A 25,357-nucleotide genomic window follows, 5' to 3' on the forward strand; every position below is an offset into this window, starting at 1 on the left:
ACATCCCGTCTACTTTCGTAAGACGGGATGTTTGCTTTATATAATATACTATTTTATGCTGAGAACAACCTGGCAGCAGTTAATGCTGCAATTCACAGATAACCCTGCTATCATTGAAAAGGGCTATAATATCATTATCAGCAATTATTCTGCGGCTGGCAGGCATTATCATAACCTGCAACACCTGGAGGCATTGCTGCAGCTGCAACAGCAATATGCCTCTGCTATCAGGGATAATAATACCCTGCAGCTGGCCATTTTCTTCCATGATCTCATCTATGACGTAAAGAAGGGAGATAATGAAGAACAGAGCGCCCTGGCTGCCATCCGTTTCCTTGAACCACTCCCCTGCCCTGCAGAGAAAATAGCGACCTATATCAGAGCTACCAAAACACATCAGAATCCTGATCATGATGAAGACCTGGATTATTTCCTGGACTTTGACCTGTCTGTACTGGGGGCTTCTGCTGAAGCGTATAAGGCATATACGGCCCAGATCAGGCAGGAATACAGGGTTTACCCTGATATGTTATATAAACCCGGCAGAAGGAAGGTATTACAGCATTTTCTGGGCCTGCCGTTCATTTATAAGACCAATATATTCCGGGAGAAGTATGAAGCTCAGGCCAGGGTTAATCTTCAGAACGAACTGAGGGAATTGGAATAACGCGTAAATTAAATATTCAGCGGCCTGCGGCCCACCTCACCATTTATTTCGGCAGCTCTATCACCTCCAGGTTACTGATATTTCCGTCTGCCAGATCAAAACGCAACAAGGTTTTCACTTTATGCCATCCCTGCTGCCCACAGGCGCCTGGGTTCATGTGCAGCAGCTTCAGTGCAGGATCGGGCATGACTTTCAGTATATGTGAATGGCCGCATATAAACAGCTTAGGAGTACTTTTCAGTAACAATTCCTTTACGCCGGGCGCATATTTACCCGGATATCCGCCAATATGCGTTATAAAAACAGGCACATTCTCTACAGTAAACTCCAGGTTCAGCGGATAACGCACCCGCAGGTCTGCCCCATCTATATTGCCATAAACTGCCCGGAAAGGCTTAAATGCCTCCAGCTGGTCTGCCAGGTCTGTAGTGCCAATATCTCCCGCGTGCCATACCTCGTCTACTTTATCAAAGTATTTAAACACCTGCGGATGGAGATAACTATGAGTATCAGACATTAACCCTATCTTCTTCATATTTCAAAATTGCGCCAAAAGTAAAATAACAAGGGTACATTTCGTATTTTACAAGACAATATATATTTCCGTTCTATGCAAACTGATATTACCGGCAGATTATTGATCTGCTGTCCTGACCGGCCAGGTATTGTTGCCGGGGTGTCCCGGTTCCTTTATGCCTGCGGCGCCAATATTCTTGACGCCAGCCAGCATAGTACAGATCCGAAAGAAGGACTTTTTTTTATGCGGATGGTGTTCCATCTTGAGAACACTGCGCTTACACAGGAGCAGCTGGAAAAGGATTTCCAGGAAAAAGTAGCAGCTCCGCTGGAGATGGAGTGGCAGATCAATTATACCAGTCACCGGAAAAAGATGGCCATCATGGTATCAAAATACGACCATTGCCTGATGGAACTGCTTTTACGCTGGCGCAGCGGGGAATTGCCCGTTGATATTCCCCTGGTGATCTCCAACCATGAAGACCTTCGTGAACTGACAGAAGATTTTGGTATTCCCTTCCATTACCTGCCTGTTAACCCGGCCAATAAAGCACAACGGGAACAGGAAGCTATTCAGCTGATCAGGGACAGTCAGTCAGACTTTATAGTACTGGCCCGTTACATGCAGATACTCAGCCACAATTTTGTAAGTGAATTTCCGGGAAAGATCATCAATATACATCACTCCTTCCTTCCGGCCTTTGCAGGCGCCAATCCTTATAAAAATGCCTATACACGCGGTGTTAAACTGATAGGTGCAACGGCGCATTATGTTACTGACGACCTGGATGAAGGGCCCATCATTGACCAGGATGTAGCGCGGGTAAGCCATAAACATGCTGTGAATGACCTGGTAATGCTGGGGCGCGATATAGAAAGACAGGTATTAACAAGAGCTGTAGTAGCGCATATAGAAGACAGGGTCATTGTACATGGTAATAAGACTATCGTATTCTGATAAAAAAAGCGTTCCTGTTATACCAACAGGAACGCTTTAAATAATGTTTTCAGAAGAAATTACTTTGTCTCCTTTTCAACAAAGTTTGCCAGTTGCTTACCGGCAGTGGCGTAAGATTCCATGATACGTACACCGGTGTCAAAATCAGCGCCGAAGGCCAGTCTTCCGGGAGCTTTATCTACAGAAAGTTTAGCCACTACTTTACCCTTATCTGCAGTTTCAACGATCCAGGCCTCTCCGTCCATAGTAGCTTTTTTACGCGCTACGCCAACGTTGAAACCAGGCTCAATGAAAGTGGTTTTAAAGATAAGGGTGTACTTTGCAGCAGGAAATTTACCTGCTTTAATAGGACCGGCATCAGTAAACGATTCATTGAACCTTGGTTCAAAGCGTGCCTGACGGTCAGACTTCCAGGCTATTTCCCATTTGTCTCCGCTTCCCGGCTCTTTCTTGTTGTAATCACTCTTTTTACGTTCAATGTAATCTTTCTCTTCCTTGTAGTCTCCTACACTCACATGGTCATAATTAAATTCCGTGTTGATCTCAGTTTGTCCCTTTAATACTGAAAGATCGCCCTCTGTTAATTTGATCTTCTGGGCATTCACGGTGAATGATGTTGCAGTTAGCAATGCAATTGCTACAGCCGTCTTGGGGATCAGGTTCATGGTATATATGTTTACCCTACAAATATAAAGTTCTGCAGGATATGCTTTTCCTTTCCGGAAAAAAATGCGGGAACTACGTATTTCGTGTAATTACTATCAGGCTGTGTGGCTTACAGCTTCAAACAACATGGCAGCTCCTAATCTTGCGGTACGGTTATCTATATCATGCAGAGGATTCAGTTCAGCTATATCCAGTCCTGCCAGTTTGCCGCTCTGCAGGATATTCCTGTAACATTCCAGGAAGAGCCCATCCGGCCTAATACCGTTATAGGCTGTAGCGCTGACTCCGGGGGCAAAGGCAGCGGCAAAAACGTCCAGGTCCAGCGTCAGGTAGATATGATCTACCTCCCTTATAAACTCGCTTAATGCCGCCTGTAAGAGGGTACGGTCCTGCAGGTGGAAAGCGTCTGCATCTATATACTGGACATCAAGATCGCCGGCTATCCGGAATAATTGCTGCGTATTACTGTTAGTCTGTATACCCAGCGCCAGGTAATGAAATGGTATTCCTTCCAGCCTGGCATCCTGTGCCAGCTGCCAGAACCCTGTGCCTGAGCTGCTTCCTTCCTGCCCGGGTATACGCAGGTCAAAATGTGCGTCTATGTTGATCAGGCCCAGTTTCTCACGTCTTTTCTGTTGCTGCAGGTGCTGATAAATACCACGGGCATGCCCATAGGTGATTTCATGTCCTCCACCTAATAACACAGGCAGGTATCCGCTTTTACGGATAGCCAGTACAGCGCGGCTCAGTATTTCCTGTGCTTCTTCCAGCTGCTGGCCGGGGCAGATAATATCTCCCGCATCTGCTATCAGCAGTTGTGAATCAAAATGTACAGGGAAATTGCTGCATGCCTGGCGCAATGCTGCCGGTCCGCCGGTGGCGCCGGTACGGCCTTTATTACGTCTTACGCCCTCATCAGAGACAAATCCCAGCAATGCAATGCCTTTTCCATCTGCCGGCAATGCTGGCAGCGGGCCTGCCAAAAGATTAACAGGTATGATACGTTGATGCCAACGCAGCTGTTCTTCTTCAGTTCCATCTATCCTGCCGGACCATTGCCCGGGTTGCCTGTAAAAAGTCTCCTTTATCATAAGAACATAAAGTTACAGCTGTTGCAGTTAATCTTATTATCGATAATGTATCAGTTTAAATTTCTTTTTGAAAGAGATTTTTTGTGCTGCGCAGCTGACTTTTTTTAACGATGGAGAATTATCTAATTCCGGTAAATGTACCTGCATAATAAAAAACTGTTTATATTGCTGTTGTATTGACCTATAGCCACGTAGCAAGAAAACCTGATAACCAAACCGGTATATTATTTTTCAATCCCTCAAACAACTATTCACATGAAAAAGAACGGAAAACGTTTATCCTTCCGGTTCACAGCACTGCTTATCGGCATGCTGGCCGTGATCCCGCTTTCGAAAGCCCAGACGCCTGTTGCTCAGAATGGTCAATTACAGGTAATAGGTCTGAAACTCTGCAACCAGTACGGCAATCCTATCCAACTCAGAGGTATGAGCACCCATGGCATTCAATGGTATGGATGGGGCAGCTGCCTGACCGCTGCATCGCTGGATGCCCTGGCGTACGACTGGAAAGCAGACATACTGCGTATATCTCTTTATGTACAGGAAGATGGTTATGAAACTGACCCTACTGGCTTCACCAACCAGGTAAGCAGGCTCATTGAAGAAGCTACTGCCCGTGGTATGTATGCACTGGTAGACTGGCACCAGCTGGACCCGGGCGATCCTAATTATAACCTGGCCAGGGCAAAAACTTTTTTCACCGCCATTGCCAACGCTCACAAAAACAAGAACAACATTATTTACGACATATGTAATGAGCCTAATTCCGGCGCTACCTGGGCAAAGATCAAAACCTATGCAGACCAGATTATCCCGGTAATCAGGGCTATAGACAACGATGCCGTTATTCTTGTAGGCACACATGGATGGTCTACCATGGGGCTTTCCGGCGATGGTTCCCTGCAGGACATCCTCAATAACAAATTGCAGTATCCCAATATCATGTACACTTTCCACTTTTATGCGAAAGATCACCGTACAGCTTACCTGAACCAACTGGACCAGGCATCCAATCAACTGCCTGTTTTTGTAACGGAATTCGGCACCCAGGAGGCCAGTGGAGATGGGCCTAACGACTTTACCATGGCCCAGCAATATATTGACCTGATGCAACGTAAAAAGATCAGCTGGACCAACTGGAATTACTCTGACGATTTCCGTTCCGGTGCGGTATGGACTACTGGTACCTGTTCCAATGGCCCGTGGACCACAGCCCGGCTGAAGCCTGCCGGCGCCTGGATACGTGAGCGTATACTGAATCCTGCTGATGATTTTCCCGGTGGCACACCTACATGTGTACCTGTTTCTGCCAGTGCAGACGATGGTAATGTACCGGCAAATGTGCAGGATAATAACCTGAACACCCGCTGGTCTGCACAGGGCGACGGGCAATGGATACAGTTCTGCCTTTCTGCTGCCACACAGGTATCGGGCGTTGACATTGCCTTCTACAATGGCACTGCAAGGCGCAGCAATTTTGATATTCTTACCAGCACAAATGGTTCCAGCTGGAGCAATGCTGCTACCGGCCTGCAAAGCAGCGGAACGTCCACTGCTCTTGAAACCTTTACTTTCAGCGCACGTTCTGCAAAATATGTTCGCATAGTAGGACATGGCAATACAGTCAACGCCTGGAACAGCTATACCGAAGTAAAGATCAGGAGTAATGCGGCTGCTCTCGTTTCTAAAGAAGAGAAGACATCACTGACAAGCTATCCTAATCCTTTTGGTGATAACAGTACTGTTAGCTTCTACCTGGAGAAACCATCCGTAGTACTGCTGGCTGTATATGATAATTCCGGTAAACAGGTGTCAGTACTGAAGAGAGGACGCCTGGAAGCAGGCCGTTATAACAGCAGACTGTCAGGCACTCAGCTGCCTGTTGGGGTGTATACATTGAAGTTAACATATGGAGAGAAAGCTATTACAAGGCAAATATTGAAACAATAAAGATCTTAATTTCTCTGTTACAAAAAAGAGCTTCCGCCTTGGCGGAAGCTCTTTTTTGTAACAGAGATACGTTATTTGTCGTACTATCTGTTCCCCTTTTTCCACACCCATAAAGGTTTCATCTTACCCTGATAATATAATATATCACGGTAATCGCTACACGCGTAAGCCTGCATATCTGCAGCAAACCCTGGTGTTAACTGTCCTGTATCTGCCAGGCTCAAGGCCTTTGCCGCGCGTGACGTCAGCCCTGCAAATACTTCTGCTGTTGAGAGTTTCTGTGCAGCACTGATCGCGGCCGCCTGCATGAGCAGGTCACCCATAGGGGCTGAGCCAGGGTTCCAGTCGCTCGCAATAGCCACACACGCACCGGCATCCAGCAGGTTACGCGCAGGTGCATATTGCATACCTAATCCGATTGAAGCACCTGGTAGTACAACGGATACGATATCAGACGCAGCCAGTAATGCAATAGATTGAGCATCGCTGGCTTCCAGGTGATCTGCAGAATGTGCACCTGCCGCTACGGCGACTGATGCGCCTCCGGCACTGAACTGATCTGCATGTACAGTAGCTGAGAAGCCCATTTCTATTGCTTTTTGCAGGAAATGTAATGCAGGTGCGGGAGTAAAAGCTGTTTCTTCTATAAAGATATCTATCCGCTCTGTCAGCTGTTCTGACTGAATAACCGGTAATAACTCATCTGTGATCCATTGCAGGTATTCTTCTTCTGTACCATCAAAATCTTTGGGACGCATATGTGCAGCAAGACAGGTAGGTACCAGCGTTGCTTTTGTTTGTTTAGAAGCGGCGCGTATGGCACGCAGCATCTTCAGCTCATTTTTAAGGTCCAGTCCATAACCGCTTTTCACTTCAATAGTAGTGACACCTTCCTGCAAATGACGATTGGCGCGGGCAACTGTATTGGCCACCAGTGTATCCTGCTCTGCTTCACGGGTACGTGTTACAGAATCCCAGATACCACCGCCTGCGCGGGCAATCTCCAGGTAACTCTTTCCTGCTATACGCATGGCATAATCCCTGTTGCGGGAGCCATCAAAGCAGATATGTGTATGACAATCTATGAAACCGGGCAGCAGCACCATGGGTTTGGTGATATGTGTTACATCACAGTCCGGGTACCGGTGTTCCAGTTGTTTCATATCATCTACCGCCACTATCTTACCGGCATCTGTCAATATTCCTCCATTGGGAATGATCTGCAGCTGTTCATCATGCAATGCACCTTTCAGGGGCAGGGCTGTAAGTGGCAGTATCTGTGAGAAGGGGCCTATCAGTTCCATGGTCAGATATTGAATTTCCTGGCCATCTTCTGTGCTTTTTCATAGCCGGCATCGGCATGGCGGAAGATACCCAGGGCAGGGTCATTGAATAAAACTCTTTTCAGGCAGTCAGCTGCACGGTCAGTACCATCGGCCAGCACTACCATGCCGGCATGTTGTGAATAGCCCATTCCCACACCGCCACCGTGATGGAAAGATACCCAGGTAGCGCCGCCTCCTGTGTTGGCCATCAGGTTAAGCAGTGTCCAGTCAGAAACGGCATCCGATCCATCTTTCATTGCCTCTGTTTCCCTGTTGGGAGATGCTACGGAACCACAGTCAAGATGATCTCTTCCTATCACTATCGGTGCTTTCACTTTACCACTGCGCACCAGTTCGTTGAAGATCAGCCCGGCCTTTTCCCTTTCACCCAGTCCTAACCAGCAGATACGTGCCGGTAAACCCTGGAAGGCTACCTGCTGCTGTGCTTTCTGTAACCAGTTGATAAGTGCTTTGTTTTCGGGGAAAGCTTCCATCAATGCCTGGTCTGTTGTATAAATATCCTGAGGATCGCCGGAGAGTGCTACCCAGCGGAAAGGGCCTTTGCCTTCACAGAAAAGAGAACGTATATAAGCAGGTGTAAAACCGGGGAAGTTAAAAGCATTGGGTTCTCCTCCTTCACGTGCAAACTCACGCAGGTTGTTGCCATAGTCAAAGGTAACAGCCCCTTTTCGTTGCAGTTCCAGCATAAGGCCTACATGTCTTGCCATGCTTTTCAGGGCACGTTGCTTATAGGTTGCGGCATCACGCTTTCGAAGGTCTGCCGCTTCGGTTAGGGAAAGATCGTGTGGTATATAACCGTTCACCGGGTCATGTGCAGAGGTCTGGTCTGTCAGGATATCAGGGATGATATTGTCCTGCAGCAGTTTCCCGAGCATATTGCCGGCATCGCTTACCAGTCCGACAGATAATGGCTCTTTCTTACTGATAGCCTCTTTCACCCAGGCAATGGCTTCGTCGTAAGAATGGGTGATACGGTCAATATAACGGGTAGCTATTCTCTTGCGTATGCGGGATTCGTCCACATCAGCGCCTAGAAACACGGCCCCGGCCATGGTGGCGGCCAGTGGCTGAGCGCCACCCATACCGCCAAGGCCTGCGGTGACCAGCAGCTTACCGCGCAGATCTCCGTTAAAATGCTGACGGCCGCACTCCACAAAGGTTTCATAGGTGCCTTGCAGAATACCTTGTGTGCCTATATAGATCCAGCTGCCTGCTGTCATCTGTCCGTACATCATCAGGCCTTTTGCCCTCAGCTCGTTGAAATGCTCCCAGGTGGCCCATTTAGGCACCAGGTTACTGTTAGCCAGCATTACCCTTGGCGCCTGCGGATGTGTGCGCACTATACCAACCGGTTTGCCTGACTGTACCAGCAGGGAGTGATCTTCGTCCAGTGTAAGCAATATCTCTATGATCTTTTGCAGGGCTTCTTTGTTGCGGGCCGCCTGTCCTATTCCGCCATACACTACCAGCTCGTCCGGGTTTTCAGCCACTTCACTGTCAAGGTTGTTCAGCAACATACGAAGGGGAGCTTCCGTTTGCCAGGAACGTGCGTGCAGCTGGCTGCCGTGCGGAGCTTTATAATGCGGATGCGCCGCATATGTCTTAATAAAATCCGAACTGGTCATGATAAATACCGTTTAGTGATAATTGATTGTCCAGGGCTACATTGTTGGCTACGTTTACGAGAGACTGGTCTGCTATTATCTTATGCAGCTGTTGTATATCATATGCAAAGATCCTGTCTTTTGCAGCAAAAGGCACTGTTTCACGTACAAAGCTGTGGCATGCTTCCAGGATAGGACCAGATTGTAATGGTCTGCGGAAGTTCACTGCCTGTGCGGCGTACAGCAGTTCTATAGCCAGTATATATTCCAGGTTATCTATCACCTGGTGTAATTTTCTACCGCTGATAGAGCCCATAGACACATGGTCTTCCTGTCCGAGGGAAGTAGGTATACTGTCTGCGCTGGCGGGGAAACAAAGGGTTTTGTTCTCTGTTACCAATGCTGCCGTGGTATACTGGGGGATCATAAAGCCGGAGTTCAGTCCCGCATCTTCTATCAGTAATTTAGGCAGTCCGTAACGGCCTTCTATCATCATATAACAGCGACGGTCTGAGATATTGCCCAGCTCAGCTGCCGCTATGGTGGCATAATCCAGCGGTATGGCCAGTGGCTGGCCGTGGAAGTTGCCTCCGCTGATGGTATCTTCAGCACTGAAGATGATAGGATTGTCTGTCACTGCATTGAGCTCTATTGTAGTCAGTTCCAGCAGATGCAGCCATGCTGTACGGGAAGCGCCATGTACCTGGGGCATACATCGTAGTGAGTAGGGGTCCTGTACCCTGCCGCAGTCTACATGTGCCGCCATAATACCGGAGTTGTCCAGCATTGTTTTCAGGCGGTGTGCTACAAGCTGGTTGCCGGGAAAAGGACGGATGTTATGCAGTCTCGGATCAAATGGGCGGGAAGTACCCATCAGGCCTTCCAGTGATAATGCCCCTATAATGTCTGCAGCTTCCAGTGCATTGTGCATACGCTGTAAGGCAGTAACTGCAAAGGAAAGGATGAACTGTGTACCGTTGATGAGGGCAAGCCCTTCTTTCGGGCCTAAGACTACAGGCTGTAATCCTTCTGCCTGTAAAACGGCTGCTGCCGGCTGTTTCCTGTCATTATAATATACTTCTCCGAGACCTATAAGTGGCAGGAAGAGATGTGAAAGCGGGGCCAGATCGCCGGAAGCGCCCACTGATCCTTTTTCCGGCACTACCGGGGTAACGTTATGTTCTATATGCCAGATGATCCGTTCCAGTGTGGCCAGCGCCACACCTGAATAACCCTGTGCCAGTGCATGTACTTTGGTAACCAGCATTACACGTGCTATCAGGGCTGGTATGGGATTACCCACACCTACACTGTGACTTTGGAGAATGTTGTATTGGAGGGTGCGGGTATCTTCTTCAGATATCTTGGTATCACAGAGAGGACCAAAGCCTGTGTTGATGCCATAGACTGTGCTGTGGTGGGCAACAATGGCCTGCACGTGGTTATGGCTGGTTGTAACCCGTTCTGCCACCTCCTGCGTCAGCACTCCCTGTAAACGGCCATGGGCAATATCCAGGGCCTTTCCAGCAGAGAGCTGATCAATCCCGTATTTGAATTGGTGTATCATTGTTGTATGTTGATCAGGTTTAGTTCTTCATCAATGCCAGTATCCTGGCGGACAACGGTTCTTCCTGTACGGCTTTTTCCACCTGGGTTACCGCTTCCAGTAACAGCCGGCTTTGTGGATGAGCGTTTGCCAGCTGGTTCATGGAGGTAGTAATAGCTTCCCAGACAGGCTGTACCTGTTTGAGCAGTTCCTCTCCTTTCTTACTTAACATTACCAGCTGCCGGCGTCCATCATCCGGACAGGGGGTTGTTTTTACAAGTCCTTTCTTCTTAAGTCCGGTAACCAGCTGGCTCACAGCGGAGTGTGACACCTCCAGCTGTTCGGCAATATCTATCAGTGGAATGGGTTGCTGGCCGGATAAAATATAGAACACCGGGAACCAGCTGGCATCAAATGCAATGCCTGCCTGTTCATATACCTTGTTCACTTCCATGAGGAAATACTCGCTCAGCCTGCGCAGGCGGCTGCCAAATACGAGATATCCTAATGATGAATAGAAGCTCATTACCTCAAATTATATAAGCACTTATATATTTTAATACAATAATAAGGAATTTCTCAATTCCTTATTTAATTCTTATTGTCTTAGTTTGGGCAGCCTGTGGCTGGGCCAAACCAAGGTAGTCAGATCTGTGATTATTTCCTCTTCACATCAAACCACACGGGAGAGTTATCCGTTACATCTCCATTATAGTTGATACTCAGCTCTTCTCCTTTTTTGATCTCCCTGCGTGTAATGATGCTCATGGTTTCTTCATCAAAATCCATTTCATACTCGCAATTGGGCTCATAGGAGTGATTGTAGATAGAGCAAAGTCCAAGGGCAATGCAGGAGCGGGTTTCTCTTACACCCCAGAGGAAAATGTAATTATGCAGCTTGGTTTTATCAACAATTCCGGTGTCGTCATTAGATAAAACCAGTACAGGAGAGGTTTCTATGCGGGTGCCGGCTGGTATTCTTTCCCGGGTGAAAACACCACGGCCTTTGCCTTTTGTCTTATCGACGTATAAGTATGGCTTGATCATAAATTAAGATAAACAGAGCGTAAAGTAAAGGTAAAGCAGGAAGTTATCAAAATCATGTGTAAAATTTTTAGGTTTGCGGAAAGGTAATTTCATAACTTATGATTGATTATAACCCGAAAGTCTGGTTTACATTTATTTTCCGCATCCATAAGGCAGACACAGTCCGTAAACTGGCCCCTATGTTCCTTGCCCTATCTGTTTATTCCGCCCTGATCGCTTTCCTGGAACTTGAACTGCTGGAGCTATCTCCCAACAGCGACCTTAAACAGATCACCGTTGTACATTCCCTGCTGGGTTTTGTGATCTCCATGCTGTTGGTGTTCCGTACCAATACAGCTTATGACCGTTGGTGGGAAGGCCGCAAGCAATGGGGTTCCCTGGTAAACAACAGCCGTAACCTGGCCATTAAACTGAATGCCATATTGCCGGCTTCCAATACTGCTTCCAGGGAGTTCTTCCGCATTATGATCCCCAACTATGCCTTTGGGCTGAAGAATCACCTGCGGGCAGTATATAATACAGAAGAACTGGAAGGCGATCCAAAGATCCAGCCGGATAAACATGTACCTAACCAGATATCTTCCCTGATACTGGCTCATATACACGAACTGTACAGGCAACAGCAGATAAGCGGGGAGCAACTGCTTTCTCTGAACCCGGAGCTGCAGTCTTTCACTGATATCTGCGGCGCATGTGAGCGTATCCGCAATACACCCATTCCCTTTTCTTACAGTGTATTCATAAAGAAATTTATTTTCTTCTTTGTGATGACCCTGCCCATTGGTTATGTATTTTCCCTGCACTATCTGATCATACCTGTTGTTGTATTCATTTTCTATGTACTGGCCAGCCTTGAGCTGATTGCCGAGGAAATTGAAGACCCCTTCGGATTTGATGCAAACGACCTGCCGACAGACACTATTTCTGCCAACATCCGTAAACATGTGGCAGAGATATTGTAATGAAGCCTCTAACTTTGTTAATTTCGCTCCCTGACAGCCTTTTGTAATATGGAAAATGAAGCTTTACTGGAAAAATTCGAAATGCTGGCTAAAGAGCAGAACATCCAGGAACTGAAAGTATACCTGGATGATCAGCTTATTACAGACATTGCCGAGCTCATACATGAGATGCCGGACTATGCTGACATGATCATCAGCAACCTGGCTATTGGCCGTGCTGCCGCAGCCTTCAGGATATTGGAATTCCATATACAGGAAGACGTGATACGGGAACTCCCTGCCGCCAAAGTAGCCGAACTGCTGAACGAACTACCGGCGGATGACCGTACAGCCTTTCTGGGAGAACTGCACAGCGATGTAGTGAAAGAGCTGATCAAACTGCTGGACCCCGAAGAAAGAAAGATCACCCTCAGCCTGCTGGGCTACCGCGAAACAAGCGTGGGCCGTATCATGACGCCGGAGTACATTGCCGTACGGGAAGAATCTACCGTCAGGCAGGTGCTGGATTATATCCGCGAGTACGGGAAAGACAGTGAAACGATAGACGTGATCTATGTGGTGGATGAAAAGGGGAAGCTGCTGGACGACTTCAGGATCCGTGAGTTCCTGCTGGTTGCTCCCAGTACATTTGTACACACATTGATGGACGACCGCTTCGTAGCCCTCCATGTGAACGATGAACAGGAAGAAGCTATCCAGGTTTTCCGGATGGAAAACCGTGTTGCCCTGCCCGTGGTAGACGATGCAGGCATTCTGCTGGGTATCGTTACCATAGACGATATGCTGTGGATAGCCAATGAAGAACATACAGAAGATATCCAGAAGATAGGTGGTACCGAAGCACTGGACGAACCCTACCTGGACATCCCGCTTCTGAAGCTGGTCAAGAAACGCATTGGCTGGCTGATCATCCTTTTCCTGGGTGAAATGCTTACCGCCACCGCCATGAAATATTATGAACATGAAATAGCCCAGGCTGTGGTGCTGGCGCTGTTTGTTCCCCTCATCATTTCCAGCGGCGGGAACAGCGGTTCACAGGCATCTACCCTCATCATACAGGCTATGGCTGTGGGAGAGATCACGCTGAGCGACTGGTGGAGGGTTATGAGAAGGGAAATACTTTCAGGCCTGATGCTGGGCAGCGTACTGGGATTAATAGGCTTTATACGTATCATACTCTGGAATGGCCTTTTCAATACTTATGGTGAGCATGGCACACTGGTAGGTATTACAGTAGGCGTTTCCCTGATAGGCGTTGTTCTCTGGGGAACCTTATCAGGCTCCATGCTGCCGCTGATCCTGAAGAAACTGGGCGCAGACCCTGCCACTTCATCAGCTCCTTTTGTGGCTACTCTTGTAGACGTAACCGGACTGCTGATCTACTTCTCGGTAGCTTATATGCTGATGAAAGGCGTATTACTCTGATCATTATGAATGACGGGGCAATGAAACAGTCCGTCATTCGTAACTGATCCGCTTACACTTCACACTGTCTTTATACTTCTTCACTATAAACAGGTTACTGTAATCATTCTCTTTTATTGAATCCAGCTTAGGCTTTGCCTTCAGCGAACGCATGATAGGCAGCAGGGTGTTGCTGTGCCCTATTACCAGCACATGTTTGCCCCAGTCGTTACGGCGGGTAATCTCGTACAATAAACTTTCCCCGGTAGAATCCGGGCGGTAGGAAACAGTATCTATATGCAGGTATTCGCGTAATGAATCTGCAGTTTCAATACTGCGGCGGTAAGGTGTGAAGTAGATTTTCTGTATGCCGGAATCCTTTAAAAGACGGTAGAGGGAGCCTGCACGGCGATGGCCTTCTTCTGTGAGGGAGGTATCGTGGCCGGGAAATTGCTCAGCATGGCGCACCAGGTAAAAGGTGCCTGTCAGGAATGTACTATCTTCTGCTACCGGTATGGGCTGCCTTTCAGGAGACGGCTGCCCGCATGCCCAACAGCATATTAATAGTAATACGACGTATCTCATAGGACCACTTGTTCAGTTAAGGGGTACAAAATACGAATTTTCTACGCAGGCATGCAATTTGTGTCATCTTACTTACCCCTGGAGAACTAAGTAAGAATACTCAGAATGATAAATTAATGAAGATCATTTTGTTATTTCTATTCATTTTTTCTCTTTTATTTGTACGTTTTTCACATTTTTTAGGCATATTGCACGCTTTATCCATGTAAACTGAAAAACAAATATGTGCGGAATCGTCGCTTATATCGGGCAAAGGGAAGCCTACCCCATTGTCCTTAAAGGATTAAAGAGACTTGAATACCGTGGTTACGACAGTGCTGGCGTAGCCCTTGTGAATGGAGACCTCAAGGTCTATAAGAAAAAAGGCAAAGTAGCAGAGCTGGAAGAATTTCTCAGCGGAAAAGATGTACACAGCCACATAGCTATAGGCCATACCCGCTGGGCCACCCACGGAGAACCGAGTGACCGTAACTCACATCCCCACACTTCGGGCAATGGTAAACTGGCCATGATCCACAACGGTATCATTGAAAACTATGCCCAGCTGAAACAGGAGCTTATCAAAAAAGGGCATGTTTTCAAAAGCGATACTGACACTGAAGTACTGCTCCATTTTATTGAAGAGATCCAGGAAAGCAACAAATGCGGGCTGGAAGAAGCCCTCCGCATTGCGTTGAAAAGAGTGGTGGGCGCTTATGTGATAGTCCTGGTAGATGAAGACAATCCTGATACTCTCATTGCCGCCCGTAAAGGCAGCCCTCTTGTAATAGGTGTAGGTAAAGGGGAACATTTCCTGGCTTCAGACGCCTCTCCCATCGTAGAATACACCAAAGAGGTGGTATATGTGAACGACTATGAGATAGCCGTTATCAAAGCAGACGAACTCATCCTTAAAAATATATCCAACGAAAGGCAGACTCCTTATATCCAGAAGCTGGACATAGAGCTGGCTGCTATTGAAAAAGGCGGTTTTGATCACTTCATGTTAAAAGAGATCTTTGAACAGCCACAAACCATCTTTGACAGCCTTCGTGGTCGCCTGGATGCTAAAAAAGGCACCCTTACACTGGGTGGTATCCGCGAGCATGCGGAAATCCTGAGCCAGGCCAAACGTATCATCATCGTAGCCTGCGGCACCTCCTGGCATGCCGGCCTGGTAGCAGAATACATGATAGAAGAGCTTTGCCGTATCCCGGTAGAAGTGGAATACGCCTCTGAGTTCAGGTACCGCAATCCCGTAGTGGGAGAAGGAGACGTGATCATAGCCGTTTCACAGTCCGGCGAAACCGCCGATACCCTGGTAGCCATTGAAAGCGCCAAGAAAAAAGGCGCCATCATACTGGGCGTATGTAATGTGGTAGGTTCCTCTATTGCCCGTATCTCAGATGCAGGCGCTTATACACATGCCGGTCCGGAAATAGGCGTAGCCAGCACCAAAGCCTTTACAGCACAGCTGGCAGTACTCTGCCTGATAGGCCTGAAAGTAGCTATGGAAAAAGGCTCTATCACCCAGCAACGCTTCCAGCACCTGCTGGATGAACTGGACAGCGTTTCTGAAAAAGTAGCGCTTACCCTGAAGCTGAATGACCAGATCAAGGCAATAGCAGATAAGTACAAAGATGCCCGCGACTTCCTTTACCTGGGCCGCGGCTATAACTTCCCCGTAGCACTGGAAGGCGCACTGAAACTGAAAGAAATATCGTATATACACGCAGAAGGCTACCCCGCCGCTGAAATGAAACATGGCCCCATTGCACTGGTAGATGAACATCTGCCGGTAGTATTTGTAGCTACGAAAGACAGCTATTATGAAAAAGTAGTATCCAACATACAGGAAATAAAAGCCCGCAAAGGCAAGGTAATTGCCGTTGTAACAGAGGGCGACGTAACTATTCCGGGTATGGCGGACGACGTGATAGAAGTACCGGAAGCAGATGAACTGGTAGCCCCTATCGTCTCCGTGATACCCTTACAGCTGCTTGCATACCATATAGGCGTACTGAAAGGATTTGATGTAGACAAACCAAGGAACCTGGCTAAATCAGTGACAGTAGAATAACAAACTTTCAATTCCACTCCGATGAACGTGATACAGAAGAAGCCACTCAATGAGCTAGGCTACAATTTTGTAGCAGCTCCTTATTTGCCCGAAGGCAAGGATGAATACTACCTTCGCGACCAGCAACTGGGCAAACAACACTCTAACTACCGTAAATTAAGCGCGCTGGAAATTGAAACGCTTGTGCGGAATGACAATACCTCGGACAACTGGAACAATATTTTTGTAGCAAATGAATTCAGCCCTCAACTTGTAAAACACTGCCAGTTCTTTGGCGTGGTACGCATAGGAAAACTGGAACCATACTACCTCGAATTTCACAACCTCCGCCTGCCGGTTGGGCTGTATAACAGTACCATTGCCTGCTGCGACTTCGGTGACAATGTTGTGGTACACAACGTCAACATCCTCTCCCACTACATTATCGGGAACGAAGTCATTATCTGCAATGTGAACGAAATGGCCACTACAGATCATGCCAAATTCGGGAACGGTATCCTGAAAGAAGGAGAATCAGAAAAACTGCGCATATGGATGGAGCTCTGCAACGAGAACGGCGGACGCAGCGTCATGCCTTTTGAAGGCATGCTACCCGGCGATGCCTGGTTGTGGACACGTAACCGGGATGACAAAGCATTACAGGAGAGATTCAAAGTATTCACTGAAAAAAAATTCGATAAAAGAAGAGGTTATTATGGCATTGTGGGTGATCGCTGCGTGATCAAGAACTGCAAGATCATCAAAGATGTTCACATAGGCTCTGACGCTTACCTGAAAGGCGCTAACAAGATCAAGAACGTTACCATCAACAGTTCTGCAGAAGCTACCTCACAGATAGGCGAAGGATGTGAGCTGGTAAATGGTGTGGTAGGATATGGCAGCCGCGTATTCTACGGAGTAAAGGCAGTACGCTTTGTCATGGCATCTCACTCACAGCTGAAATACGGTGCCAGACTGATCAACTCATACCTGGGCAACAACGCCACCATCTCCTGCTGCGAAGTACTGAATTCACTGATCTTCCCGGCACATGAACAGCATCATAACAACTCATTCCTCTGCGCTGCCCTGATCATGGGACAGAGCAATATGGCTGCCGGCGCTACCATCGGCTCCAACCATAACTCCAGGGGTGCAGATGGCGAAGTTATTGCAGGACGCGGCTTCTGGCCAGGGCTCTCCGTTACGCTCAAACACAATTCCAGGTTTGCCAGCTTCACGCTCATATCTAAAGGCAACTACATGCATGAAATGGATATACAGTTCCCTTTCAGCCTTGTATTGAATGATGAACAGCAAAACTGCCTGAAGATCATGACCGGCTACTGGTTCCTGTATAACATGTATGCCCTGGCCCGCAATTCATGGAAATATGTAGACCGTGATAAACGTACTGACAAAACACAACTGATAGAATATGACTACCTGGCGCCGGATAGTGTGGAAGAAATGATACACGCGCTGGAAATGATGGAAACAGCTACAGGAAAAGCATGGTATGCACAGCATGAAAATAATGACGACAACCCTGCATTAACGAACTATCAGCAGAAAGGCCGTGAACTGTTGCTGCAGGAACCCGATGAAGTGAACAAACTGAAAATACTGGCAGAACATGCAGAACATAGTAACCGCAAAGTACTGCTTCTGAAAGTAGATAAGACCTATCCGCTTTTCCGGGAACTTATTAACCTGTATGCTGTCAGAAATATTATAAGTCTGCAGGAACAGCAGCCAGACCTCTCCTTTGCTGAACTGCATAGCATAGTGGCTCAATCCCACAGAGATTCATGGCATAATGCAGGCGGGCAACTCATGAAAGATGAAACACTTACTGAGCTGAAAAACAGTATCCGCAACGGTCAGATCAGCAGCTGGGACCAACTGCATGAATGTTACCGGGAAGCAGGTGAACGATATGCTTTCGATAAATTACAACATGCCATCGCTTCCCTGCTCTTTATACAGGATAAAACAACAGTTGATTTTACTCCATCTTTCCTGAGAGAATGCCTGATAGAGGCCAGTCACACACAGGCTTTCCTCACTGAAAACATCTATAGCTCACGCGCAAAGGATTATCAGAACCCTTTCCGCAGCATGACATACGAAAACACAACAGAGAGGGATATTGTAGTAGGGAAGCTGGAAGACAACAGCTTTATACAGCAAACAAAAGAAGAGCTGAAAACCTTCCAGGAAAAAATATCTTCCCTGGTGGATCTCTGGGACTTGTCTGCCAATGTACGTGATCAGTTTTTTGTACTAAGGCCAGCAAAAAAAGTGTAGTTTTCGCCCAGGAAAAAAGTAACAGGAATGGCAGAAAAGATACGATGCGGCTGGAGTACGAAAGACCAGCTTTACAAAGACTATCACGACAATGAATGGGGCGTGCCCCTGCACGATGATGTACGCCTTTTTGAGATGCTGAACCTTGAAGGCGCACAGGCAGGTCTGAGCTGGTATACAGTACTCTCCAAAAGAGAAAACTACCGTAAAGCATTTGATCAGTGGGATGCTAAAAAAATAGCCCGTTATACTGATAAGAAAGTGGAAAAACTACTGGAAGATCCGGGCATTATCCGCAACAGGTTAAAAGTGCTGGCCACTATCAGCAATGCAAAAGCCTATCTCAAAGTACAGGAAGAATTTGGCAGCTTTGATAAATACATCTGGCAGTTTGTAGAACATAAACCTCTTGTCAATCACTTCACCTCTTTAAGCCAGGTACCCGCAAAAACAGCTATATCTGACGCCATGAGCAAAGACCTGCTGAAACGTGGGTTCAAGTTTGTGGGATCTACTATCTGCTACGCCTTTATGCAGGCTACCGGTATGGTGGACGATCATATAGACGCCTGCTGGAAACGCAGTAAGAAACATTAATCTGCTATCAGTATCTCGCTAAATTCTTTATTGGCAAGAAACTTCCGGTCAGTCAACGTATTCAGGAACATGTACAATTGTCTTTGTTCCTTTTCAGATAAGGGAATACCATCCTTCACAAGCGGATCTATGGTGTTCCCTTTTTCCTGCCCGTGATCATACATGGCAAAGACCTGGAAAATATCGAAAAAACGGCCATCATGCATATAGGGGGCGCTTACAAGAACATTGCGGAGAGAAGGCACTTTAAACTTCAGATAATCGGCCGTATTATTGGTGATCTTCATCCGCCCCACATCATTCATTGAAGACAGATAAGACAGGCCGTTATTACGCATACTGAAGTCTGTGAAAAAGGGTTCTTTATGACAGGCCGCACATTTCTGCTGAAATGTTCTGTACCCACCCCTCTCTTCTGCTGTAAATACCACACCAGGCTCTTTCCGCATCACACTGTCATACTTTGACTCAAAAGAGATCATGGTAGCCATGAACTGTGCCAATGCACGGAACATCCGCTGACTGGTTACCTCCTCTGTTCCAAAAGCAGCTTTAAAACGCTGCCGGTAGCCGGCATTTCCCTGTAGCCGCTTTATCAACGCAGACAATTCCATTCCCATTTCATTTTCGTCCGTAATGGGTGTTAACGGCTGTATTTCCAGGTGGTTCACTCCTCCATCCCACATAAAATCCTTCTGCCATATCAGGTTGAACAGCGTAGGTACTGAGCGGGTGCCCATACGCCCCAGTATTCCATGACTGATGGCATGATCAAAATGTCCGAAAGCCGCAAACTGCTGATGACAGAAACCACAGGACACGGAACTGTCCAGGGATAATTTAGGATCATAGAACAGGTAACGCCCCAGGGCAATACCCTGCTTTGTTAACGGATTCTTTGAAAAATCATACACCGGCCTGGGAAGGCTGTCAGGTAAACGGAGAATATAAGGATCTGTAGCAGGTATATGATGCGTTCCTCTCCCTGCAATAAAAAGCCACAGAGAGAAAGCCGCCAGTATATATATTGCCTTCCGGGTCATTATTATAAACCTTTAACAGAGAACATGTGCTGGTAATTATCTGCAATCCTGTCTGCCACCGTGCCCGGACTCATAAAACCGGCATATTCCCGGAAGCTGATCTTAAACGGCTCACCAAACCAGCTGGCGGCATCAGCCGCAAGTGTTACAGCAACCGTTTGTCCACGTTGAATGACCAGTGGACGGGGAAGTTCCAGGGTAACAGTTCTTTGGGTAATGTGAGGAGCCCTGTATCCTCCTATATGGAACTGCAGGACATGATTAGGATGTTTGGTCACAGGCGAAGTGCCTTCCAGCTTCGCCATAATATAGCCGCTGTTCCAGGTCCAGAACATGCCGTGAACGGGGTCCAGCGCGCCGCCCTGTGCCCCGCTGAAGTTCATTATACTATCTACCCCTATCATAAAGGAAATGCTGCTATAAGTTCCTGCAGGCAGCTGTTTCAGTATGATCTTTTTAGAAGCTGCACTGTCTTCACTGATAAGAAAATAAGCAGCCGGCAGTATGATCTTCTGTCCCTTCTGAGTGGTGAGTGAAAAATTACTGAGATAGTATTTAAACACTGAGATACTGAAGGTCTCTCCCATTGCATTCAGATAGGAAGTACTATCGAGAAGCATAGGCTTCCCGCTAACCTCATGGCGGATATTTAACTGTAATGTCTGGGCAGACAATATTTTACAGGTAAAAAGGGAAAGCAACAATAACAACCGGTTCATGATACCGAAAGTACGCAAAAAAAAGCAGCCGGATGGTTTCCCATCCGGCCGCATATTAGTCCAGGTTAAAGCCCTTTAAGCGGCCCTTTTGTCCAGTTTGTAGCCCTGGGCGCCAAACCATACCACTACTGCGAAACAGATCAGCGGCAGGACATAAGCCATCTGTATATTCGAATTGTCAGAGATCAGACCCATCAGCGGAGGAAAAACGGCGCCGCCTACAATAGCCATGATGAGAAGAGAGGAACCAAATTTTGTATGTCCGCCCAGTCCGCTTATTCCCAGAGAGAAAATGGTCGGGAACATGATAGACATAAAGAATGGTACGGCCAGTACTGACCAGATAGCTACCTGCCCTTTGGTGGTCATAGCTATCAATACCAGTACTACGTTGATGATTCCATACATAGTCAGTAATATCTGTGGTTTGATCTTACGCATCAGGAAAGTACCGAAAAAGCGGCCTATCATGAAGCCAAGTCCTGCAACAGAACCTAGCAGCACAGCAGCATCCTTCTCTCCTATACCTGCGGTATATTTAGCAAAACGTATAAAGAAGGCATTCACCCCTACCTGTCCGCCAATATAAAAGAACATAGCAACTACCGCCGCTATCAGGTGACGGTGCCTGAAGATGCTTCCTTCACCAGGATTTTTATCAATGCTCTCATCTTCCTGTGCCACTATTTCCGGCAATTTCGTGAATACGAACATGACAGCTATCAGCGCTACTACAATTCCTATTATCAGGTAAGGCATCTTTACGGTAGACGCTTCTCCGATCAGGTATTGCTGTAATGCTTCCGGAGACATTGCATTCAGCTGTTCCTTTGTCAGTTCTGACCCTGTCAGGATAAATTGTTTTCCCAGTAACGGGCCTACCACTGCACCTATTCCGTTGAAGGACTGTGCAAGGTTCAGACGTGTTGTAGCAGTGTCAGGACTTCCTAATACCGATACGTAGGGATTTGCTGCTGTTTCCAGGAAGGTCAGGCCACTGGCAATGATGAATAAAGCTACCAGGAAGAACCCATATTCTCTTGTAGATGCAGCGGGAATAAAAAGAAATGCACCAACTGCATACAGGCAGAGGCCGAAAATGATACCAGTCTTGTATCCGAACCTTTTCATCACCGCCCCTGCCGGTAATGCCATTAAAAAATAGGCAGCAAAAACCGCAGAATCAATGAATGCGGATTGCATGTCTGACAACTGGCAGGCCTTTTTCAGGTGAGGTATCAGTATAGGACTCAGATTGTGGATCAGTGCCCAGAGGAAAAATAAACTGGTTACCAGTATAAAAGGGAACAGGTAACTCTTTTTCGAATCAGTGTTTGCCTTAACTGTGGAAGTGGGCATTGCGGCTCCTGCCATAAGAATAATTTATATGTTAGCTGATTGATCTGTCCAGATGAGTATATCCGCCATCAACGTAGATGATCTGGCCGGTAGTATGGGCAGATAATCCGGAAAGCAGGAATACAGTCATGCTGGCAATTTCTTCTGACGTGGTCATTCGTTTTTCCAACGGTATTTTAGCAACGATAGAAGCCAGTTTTTCATCGGGATTGGGCAATGACTTGATCCATGTTTCATATAACGGCGTCCATACTTCTGCAGGGATCACCGTATTCACACGGATACCGTAAGGCAGCAGCTCTACGGCCCATTCGCGGGTCAGTGCATTGATGCCTCCTTTGGAAGCTGCATAGCCGGAAGTGTTGCCCTGACCGGTATCAGCCACTTTGGAACCGATGTTCACAATATTGCCTTTGGTAGCTTTCAGGTGAGGCAATGCATAATGAGCCAGGTTGTAATAATGTGAAAGGTTCTTTTGCAGGGAAGCCATGAATTTCTCGGGGTCGCCGCTTTCCAGTCCAACACCATCATTTACGCCGGCGTTGTTGATCAGTCCGTCAATACGTCCAAACTGCTGTATAGCGAAATCTATCACTTTCTTACATTCTGCAGCACTGCCCAGTTCTGCTTCTACGCTGGTAGCTTTACCACCGGCAGCTTTGATGGCCTCTGCTGTTTTATTGTTATCGGCTTCATTCCTGCCGGCAATAATGGTGATGCCGCCTTCGGCAGCAACCAGTTTTGAAATAGCCTCGCCAATACCTTTAGCGCCGCCGGTAACTATAAATACTTTATCCTTTAATCCGAGGTCCATGTAAATAGTTTAATTAGTTGATTGATCGGGTGGTTTTACAGACCATAAAACCTGATAGCGTTACCACCCATAATGCCTGCCTGTTCTGTTTCAGAAAGGCGGCTTATGTAATCTTTAATGATGCCTTTTACTTCTGCATAGGTGCCTGCCACTTTGCAAACCGGCCAGTCAGAACCAAACATCAGCCTTTCGGGGCCAAATGCTTCCAGCGCCACATCCAGGAAAGGAGTGAAATGTGCCGGTTCCCATTTCTGCCAGTCGGCCTCTGTTACCATTCCGCTCAGTTTACAATATACATGCGGGTGTTGGGCTATGGCGCGCATATGTGTTTCCCAGCTGCTGATATCTCCTGTTTTAAAATATGGTTTGGCCAGGTGGTCTATTACCAGCCGCATCTCCGGGAACTTTGGAACGAAAGCAGCAACTGCCGGCAATTGCACCGGGTAAACCAGTATATCATAGGTGAAGTTGTACCTGGCCAGCATATTGATACCACGGCAAAAATCATCCCGCAGCAGGAAAGACGGATCAGGTTCTCCCTGTACAATATGACGGAAACCTTTCAGTGCCCTGAACTGTTTGAAATACTCCAGCCGGGCCTCCAGGTCTTCCGCGCGAAGATCTATCCATCCTACCACTCCCCTGATAAAATGATGCTGATCGGCCAGCTCAAGAAGGAAAGCTGTTTCGTTTTCCGATTGATCAGCCTGCACGGCTACGCAGCCATCTACGCTGTTTTCCTGGAGCACAGGTAACAGGTGTTCCGGCAGGAAGTTATCCTGCAGCACTTTCATATCGTCAGTGATCCAGGCGTCCTTTACCGGGTGATAATGCCAGAAGTGCTGGTGTGCGTCTATAACCATTTTTTCATAACGTTTTGCTTCCTTATCAGCGCGTAAAACTATAATACGGTACTGCTATATCAGTGCAATGAAAAGATCTTATCCATCATCAGCCATTTCTCTCCAGGCTTAGCCACAGGCAATGCTTTCTGATATTTCCACATCAGCGCTTCCCATTCCTGTACTTTAGGATTAGTGGCATCTGCTGCTCCTTTTTTCTCAAAAGAAAAGTTATCGTCCACATCCATGATCATGAACAGCCTGTCAGCTATCCGGTAGATCTCCATATTCACAATGCCGCTGTCAGTAATACTTTTCTTTATTTCCGGCCATACTTCACGATGGTATGCTTCATATTCCGCTATCAGCACCGGATCATTCTGCAGGTCCAATGCTAAACAGTGACGAGCCATAAGCTAGTGTTTTTAATTATTTATAAGCTACAGCAGTCTGTTTAGAACTACCTAATCCATCAATACCCAGTTCTACAACATCTCCCGGTTTCAGGTATACCTGCGGGTTCATGCCCAGACCTACGCCTGCCGGAGTGCCGGTAGAGATCACATCACCCGGAAGCAGGGTCATAAACTGGCTCAGGTAAGATACCAGGAAGGGTATTTTGAATATCAGGTTAGCAGTGGTACCGTCCTGCATGGTCTTACCATTTACGGTCAGCCACAGGCGCATATTATCCACATCTTTTATTTCGTCTTTTGTTACCAGCCAGGGACCCAGCGGCGCAAATGTATCATTACTCTTCCCTTTCACCCACTGACCGCCACGCTCCAGCTGGAATTCACGCTCGCTGTAATCGTTATGCAGGGCATAACCAGCTACATAGTCCAGTGCATCTTTCTCTTCCACATAACTTGCTTTCTTACCGATCACCACAGCCAGTTCCACTTCCCAGTCAGTCTTCACACTGTTGCGGGGAATGATCAGGTTATCATTTGGTCCTACCAGTGAAGATGTGCTTTTAAAGAACACGATAGGTTCTTTTGGAATAGCAGCATTGGTTTCTTTGGCATGGTCAGCGTAGTTCAGGCCAATGCAAATGATCTTGGAAGGACGTTGTACAGGAGCTCCCAGGCGTGTACCGGCAGGTACTTCAGCACAGCTGCTGCCATTCTTTTCCCACCACTGCGCCAATCTTTTCAGACCATCGGTTTCAAAGAACTTTTCACCGAAATCTTCTCCGAATGCGCTTACATCAAAAGTACCTTTCTCTGTTACAATCCCAGGTTTTTCTGCACCCGGCAAACCAAATCTGATCAGTTTCATATTTTCTATTTT

Annotated in this window: 24 protein-coding genes; 8 read left to right on the forward strand and 16 right to left on the reverse strand. The window is 47.2% G+C overall.

Features of this window, described 5'->3' with window-relative positions:
• Window positions 1-55 precede the first annotated feature (55 nt).
• Window positions 56-667: an HD domain-containing protein gene (locus GO493_RS17610; RefSeq protein WP_157307532.1), complete on the forward strand. Its 612-nt coding sequence runs from the start codon at window positions 56-58 to the stop codon at window positions 665-667.
• Between the two features lie 43 nt (window positions 668-710).
• Here the strand turns inward: GO493_RS17610 and GO493_RS17615 are convergent, their stop codons facing one another.
• On the reverse strand, window positions 711-1,202 hold the full coding sequence (locus tag GO493_RS17615; protein WP_157307533.1) for a metallophosphoesterase family protein: 492 nt from the start codon (window positions 1,200-1,202) through the stop codon (window positions 711-713).
• A 75-nt stretch (window positions 1,203-1,277) separates the two neighbouring features.
• Here GO493_RS17615 and purU point away from each other — a divergent pair, with 75 nt between their 5' ends.
• Window positions 1,278-2,141 carry a formyltetrahydrofolate deformylase gene (gene purU, locus GO493_RS17620; protein WP_157307534.1) on the forward strand — a complete coding sequence of 288 codons (864 nt, stop codon included), beginning with the start codon at window positions 1,278-1,280 and terminating at the stop codon, window positions 2,139-2,141.
• 59 nt (window positions 2,142-2,200) lie between these two features.
• Here purU and GO493_RS17625 read toward each other — a convergent pair whose 3' ends face one another.
• Both GO493_RS17625 and hutG read right to left on the reverse strand, forming a co-directional pair.
• A complete protein-coding gene (locus GO493_RS17625; RefSeq protein WP_157307535.1) occupies window positions 2,201-2,806 on the reverse strand; it encodes a hypothetical protein in 606 nt (201 codons plus the stop codon).
• A 96-nt stretch (window positions 2,807-2,902) separates the two neighbouring features.
• Window positions 2,903-3,898, reverse strand: a complete 996-nt coding sequence (hutG, locus tag GO493_RS17630; protein WP_157307536.1) for a formimidoylglutamase — start codon at window positions 3,896-3,898, stop codon at window positions 2,903-2,905.
• 255 nt (window positions 3,899-4,153) lie between these two features.
• Between hutG and GO493_RS17635 the strand changes: the two genes are divergently transcribed.
• A complete protein-coding gene (locus GO493_RS17635) occupies window positions 4,154-5,848 on the forward strand; it encodes a cellulase family glycosylhydrolase (protein WP_157307537.1) in 1,695 nt (564 codons plus the stop codon).
• An 83-nt stretch (window positions 5,849-5,931) separates the two neighbouring features.
• Here GO493_RS17635 and hutI read toward each other — a convergent pair whose 3' ends face one another.
• The 5 genes from hutI to GO493_RS17660 form a co-directional block, all read right to left on the reverse strand.
• Window positions 5,932-7,152, reverse strand: coding sequence for an imidazolonepropionase (gene hutI, locus GO493_RS17640; RefSeq protein ID WP_157307538.1), 1,221 nt, complete (start codon window positions 7,150-7,152; stop codon window positions 5,932-5,934).
• Between the two features lie 2 nt (window positions 7,153-7,154).
• Window positions 7,155-8,819, reverse strand: coding sequence for a urocanate hydratase (hutU, locus tag GO493_RS17645; protein WP_157307539.1), 1,665 nt, complete (start codon window positions 8,817-8,819; stop codon window positions 7,155-7,157).
• On the reverse strand, window positions 8,797-10,365 hold the full coding sequence (hutH, locus tag GO493_RS17650) for a histidine ammonia-lyase (protein ID WP_157307540.1): 1,569 nt from the start codon (window positions 10,363-10,365) through the stop codon (window positions 8,797-8,799). Before hutH ends, hutU begins: the two co-directional genes overlap by 23 nt.
• Before the next feature lie 19 nt (window positions 10,366-10,384).
• The gene (locus tag GO493_RS17655) at window positions 10,385-10,870 is read right to left on the reverse strand and encodes a MarR family winged helix-turn-helix transcriptional regulator (RefSeq protein ID WP_157307541.1); all 486 of its coding nucleotides are present in this window, start codon (window positions 10,868-10,870) and stop codon (window positions 10,385-10,387) included.
• 131 nt (window positions 10,871-11,001) lie between these two features.
• A complete protein-coding gene (locus GO493_RS17660) occupies window positions 11,002-11,391 on the reverse strand; it encodes an SET domain-containing protein (RefSeq protein WP_157307542.1) in 390 nt (129 codons plus the stop codon).
• A 98-nt stretch (window positions 11,392-11,489) separates the two neighbouring features.
• Here GO493_RS17660 and GO493_RS17665 point away from each other — a divergent pair, with 98 nt between their 5' ends.
• Both GO493_RS17665 and mgtE read left to right on the forward strand, forming a co-directional pair.
• Window positions 11,490-12,353 carry a bestrophin family protein gene (locus GO493_RS17665; RefSeq protein WP_157307543.1) on the forward strand — a complete coding sequence of 288 codons (864 nt, stop codon included), beginning with the start codon at window positions 11,490-11,492 and terminating at the stop codon, window positions 12,351-12,353.
• A 48-nt stretch (window positions 12,354-12,401) separates the two neighbouring features.
• The gene (gene mgtE, locus GO493_RS17670) at window positions 12,402-13,778 is read left to right on the forward strand and encodes a magnesium transporter (protein ID WP_157307544.1); all 1,377 of its coding nucleotides are present in this window, start codon (window positions 12,402-12,404) and stop codon (window positions 13,776-13,778) included.
• Window positions 13,779-13,811: 33 nt separating this feature from the next.
• Here the strand turns inward: mgtE and GO493_RS17675 are convergent, their stop codons facing one another.
• Entirely contained in the window at window positions 13,812-14,342 is a 531-nt protein-coding gene (locus GO493_RS17675; protein WP_157307545.1) for a histidine phosphatase family protein, read from the reverse strand.
• 223 nt (window positions 14,343-14,565) lie between these two features.
• On the opposite strand from GO493_RS17675, the gene glmS reads away from it, so the two are divergent.
• The 3 genes from glmS to GO493_RS17690 are packed head-to-tail and all read left to right on the forward strand — an operon-like array spanning window position 14,566 to window position 19,287.
• Window positions 14,566-16,401 carry a glutamine--fructose-6-phosphate transaminase (isomerizing) gene (glmS, locus tag GO493_RS17680; protein ID WP_157307546.1) on the forward strand — a complete coding sequence of 612 codons (1,836 nt, stop codon included), beginning with the start codon at window positions 14,566-14,568 and terminating at the stop codon, window positions 16,399-16,401.
• A 21-nt stretch (window positions 16,402-16,422) separates the two neighbouring features.
• Window positions 16,423-18,690 (forward strand): DUF4954 family protein, encoded by a 2,268-nt coding sequence (locus GO493_RS17685; RefSeq protein ID WP_157307547.1) that lies wholly within the window; start codon window positions 16,423-16,425, stop codon window positions 18,688-18,690.
• Between the two features lie 27 nt (window positions 18,691-18,717).
• Window positions 18,718-19,287 carry a DNA-3-methyladenine glycosylase I gene (locus GO493_RS17690; protein WP_157307548.1) on the forward strand — a complete coding sequence of 190 codons (570 nt, stop codon included), beginning with the start codon at window positions 18,718-18,720 and terminating at the stop codon, window positions 19,285-19,287.
• Here GO493_RS17690 and GO493_RS17695 read toward each other — a convergent pair.
• The 7 genes from GO493_RS17695 to GO493_RS17725 form a co-directional block, all read right to left on the reverse strand.
• On the reverse strand, window positions 19,284-20,330 hold the full coding sequence (locus GO493_RS17695; RefSeq protein ID WP_157307549.1) for a cytochrome-c peroxidase: 1,047 nt from the start codon (window positions 20,328-20,330) through the stop codon (window positions 19,284-19,286). The two genes, GO493_RS17690 and GO493_RS17695, sit on opposite strands and share 4 nt — an antisense overlap.
• 2 nt (window positions 20,331-20,332) lie before the next feature.
• Window positions 20,333-21,049, reverse strand: coding sequence for an MbnP family protein (locus tag GO493_RS17700; RefSeq protein ID WP_157307550.1), 717 nt, complete (start codon window positions 21,047-21,049; stop codon window positions 20,333-20,335).
• Between the two features lie 75 nt (window positions 21,050-21,124).
• Window positions 21,125-22,423: an L-fucose:H+ symporter permease gene (fucP, locus tag GO493_RS17705; RefSeq protein WP_157307551.1), complete on the reverse strand. Its 1,299-nt coding sequence runs from the start codon at window positions 22,421-22,423 to the stop codon at window positions 21,125-21,127.
• Window positions 22,424-22,439: 16 nt separating this feature from the next.
• On the reverse strand, window positions 22,440-23,222 hold the full coding sequence (locus tag GO493_RS17710; RefSeq protein ID WP_157307552.1) for an SDR family oxidoreductase: 783 nt from the start codon (window positions 23,220-23,222) through the stop codon (window positions 22,440-22,442).
• 35 nt (window positions 23,223-23,257) lie between these two features.
• The gene (locus GO493_RS17715; RefSeq protein ID WP_157307553.1) at window positions 23,258-24,085 is read right to left on the reverse strand and encodes an amidohydrolase family protein; all 828 of its coding nucleotides are present in this window, start codon (window positions 24,083-24,085) and stop codon (window positions 23,258-23,260) included.
• 59 nt (window positions 24,086-24,144) lie between these two features.
• Window positions 24,145-24,477 (reverse strand): L-rhamnose mutarotase, encoded by a 333-nt coding sequence (locus GO493_RS17720; RefSeq protein ID WP_157307554.1) that lies wholly within the window; start codon window positions 24,475-24,477, stop codon window positions 24,145-24,147.
• A gap of 16 nt (window positions 24,478-24,493) precedes the next feature.
• Window positions 24,494-25,345: a fumarylacetoacetate hydrolase family protein gene (locus tag GO493_RS17725; protein ID WP_157307555.1), complete on the reverse strand. Its 852-nt coding sequence runs from the start codon at window positions 25,343-25,345 to the stop codon at window positions 24,494-24,496.
• Window positions 25,346-25,357: the final 12 nt, after the last annotated feature.

Origin of the sequence: Chitinophaga tropicalis (assembly GCF_009758205.1) — a bacterium.
Classification (GTDB): Bacteria; Bacteroidota; Bacteroidia; order Chitinophagales; family Chitinophagaceae; genus Chitinophaga; species Chitinophaga tropicalis.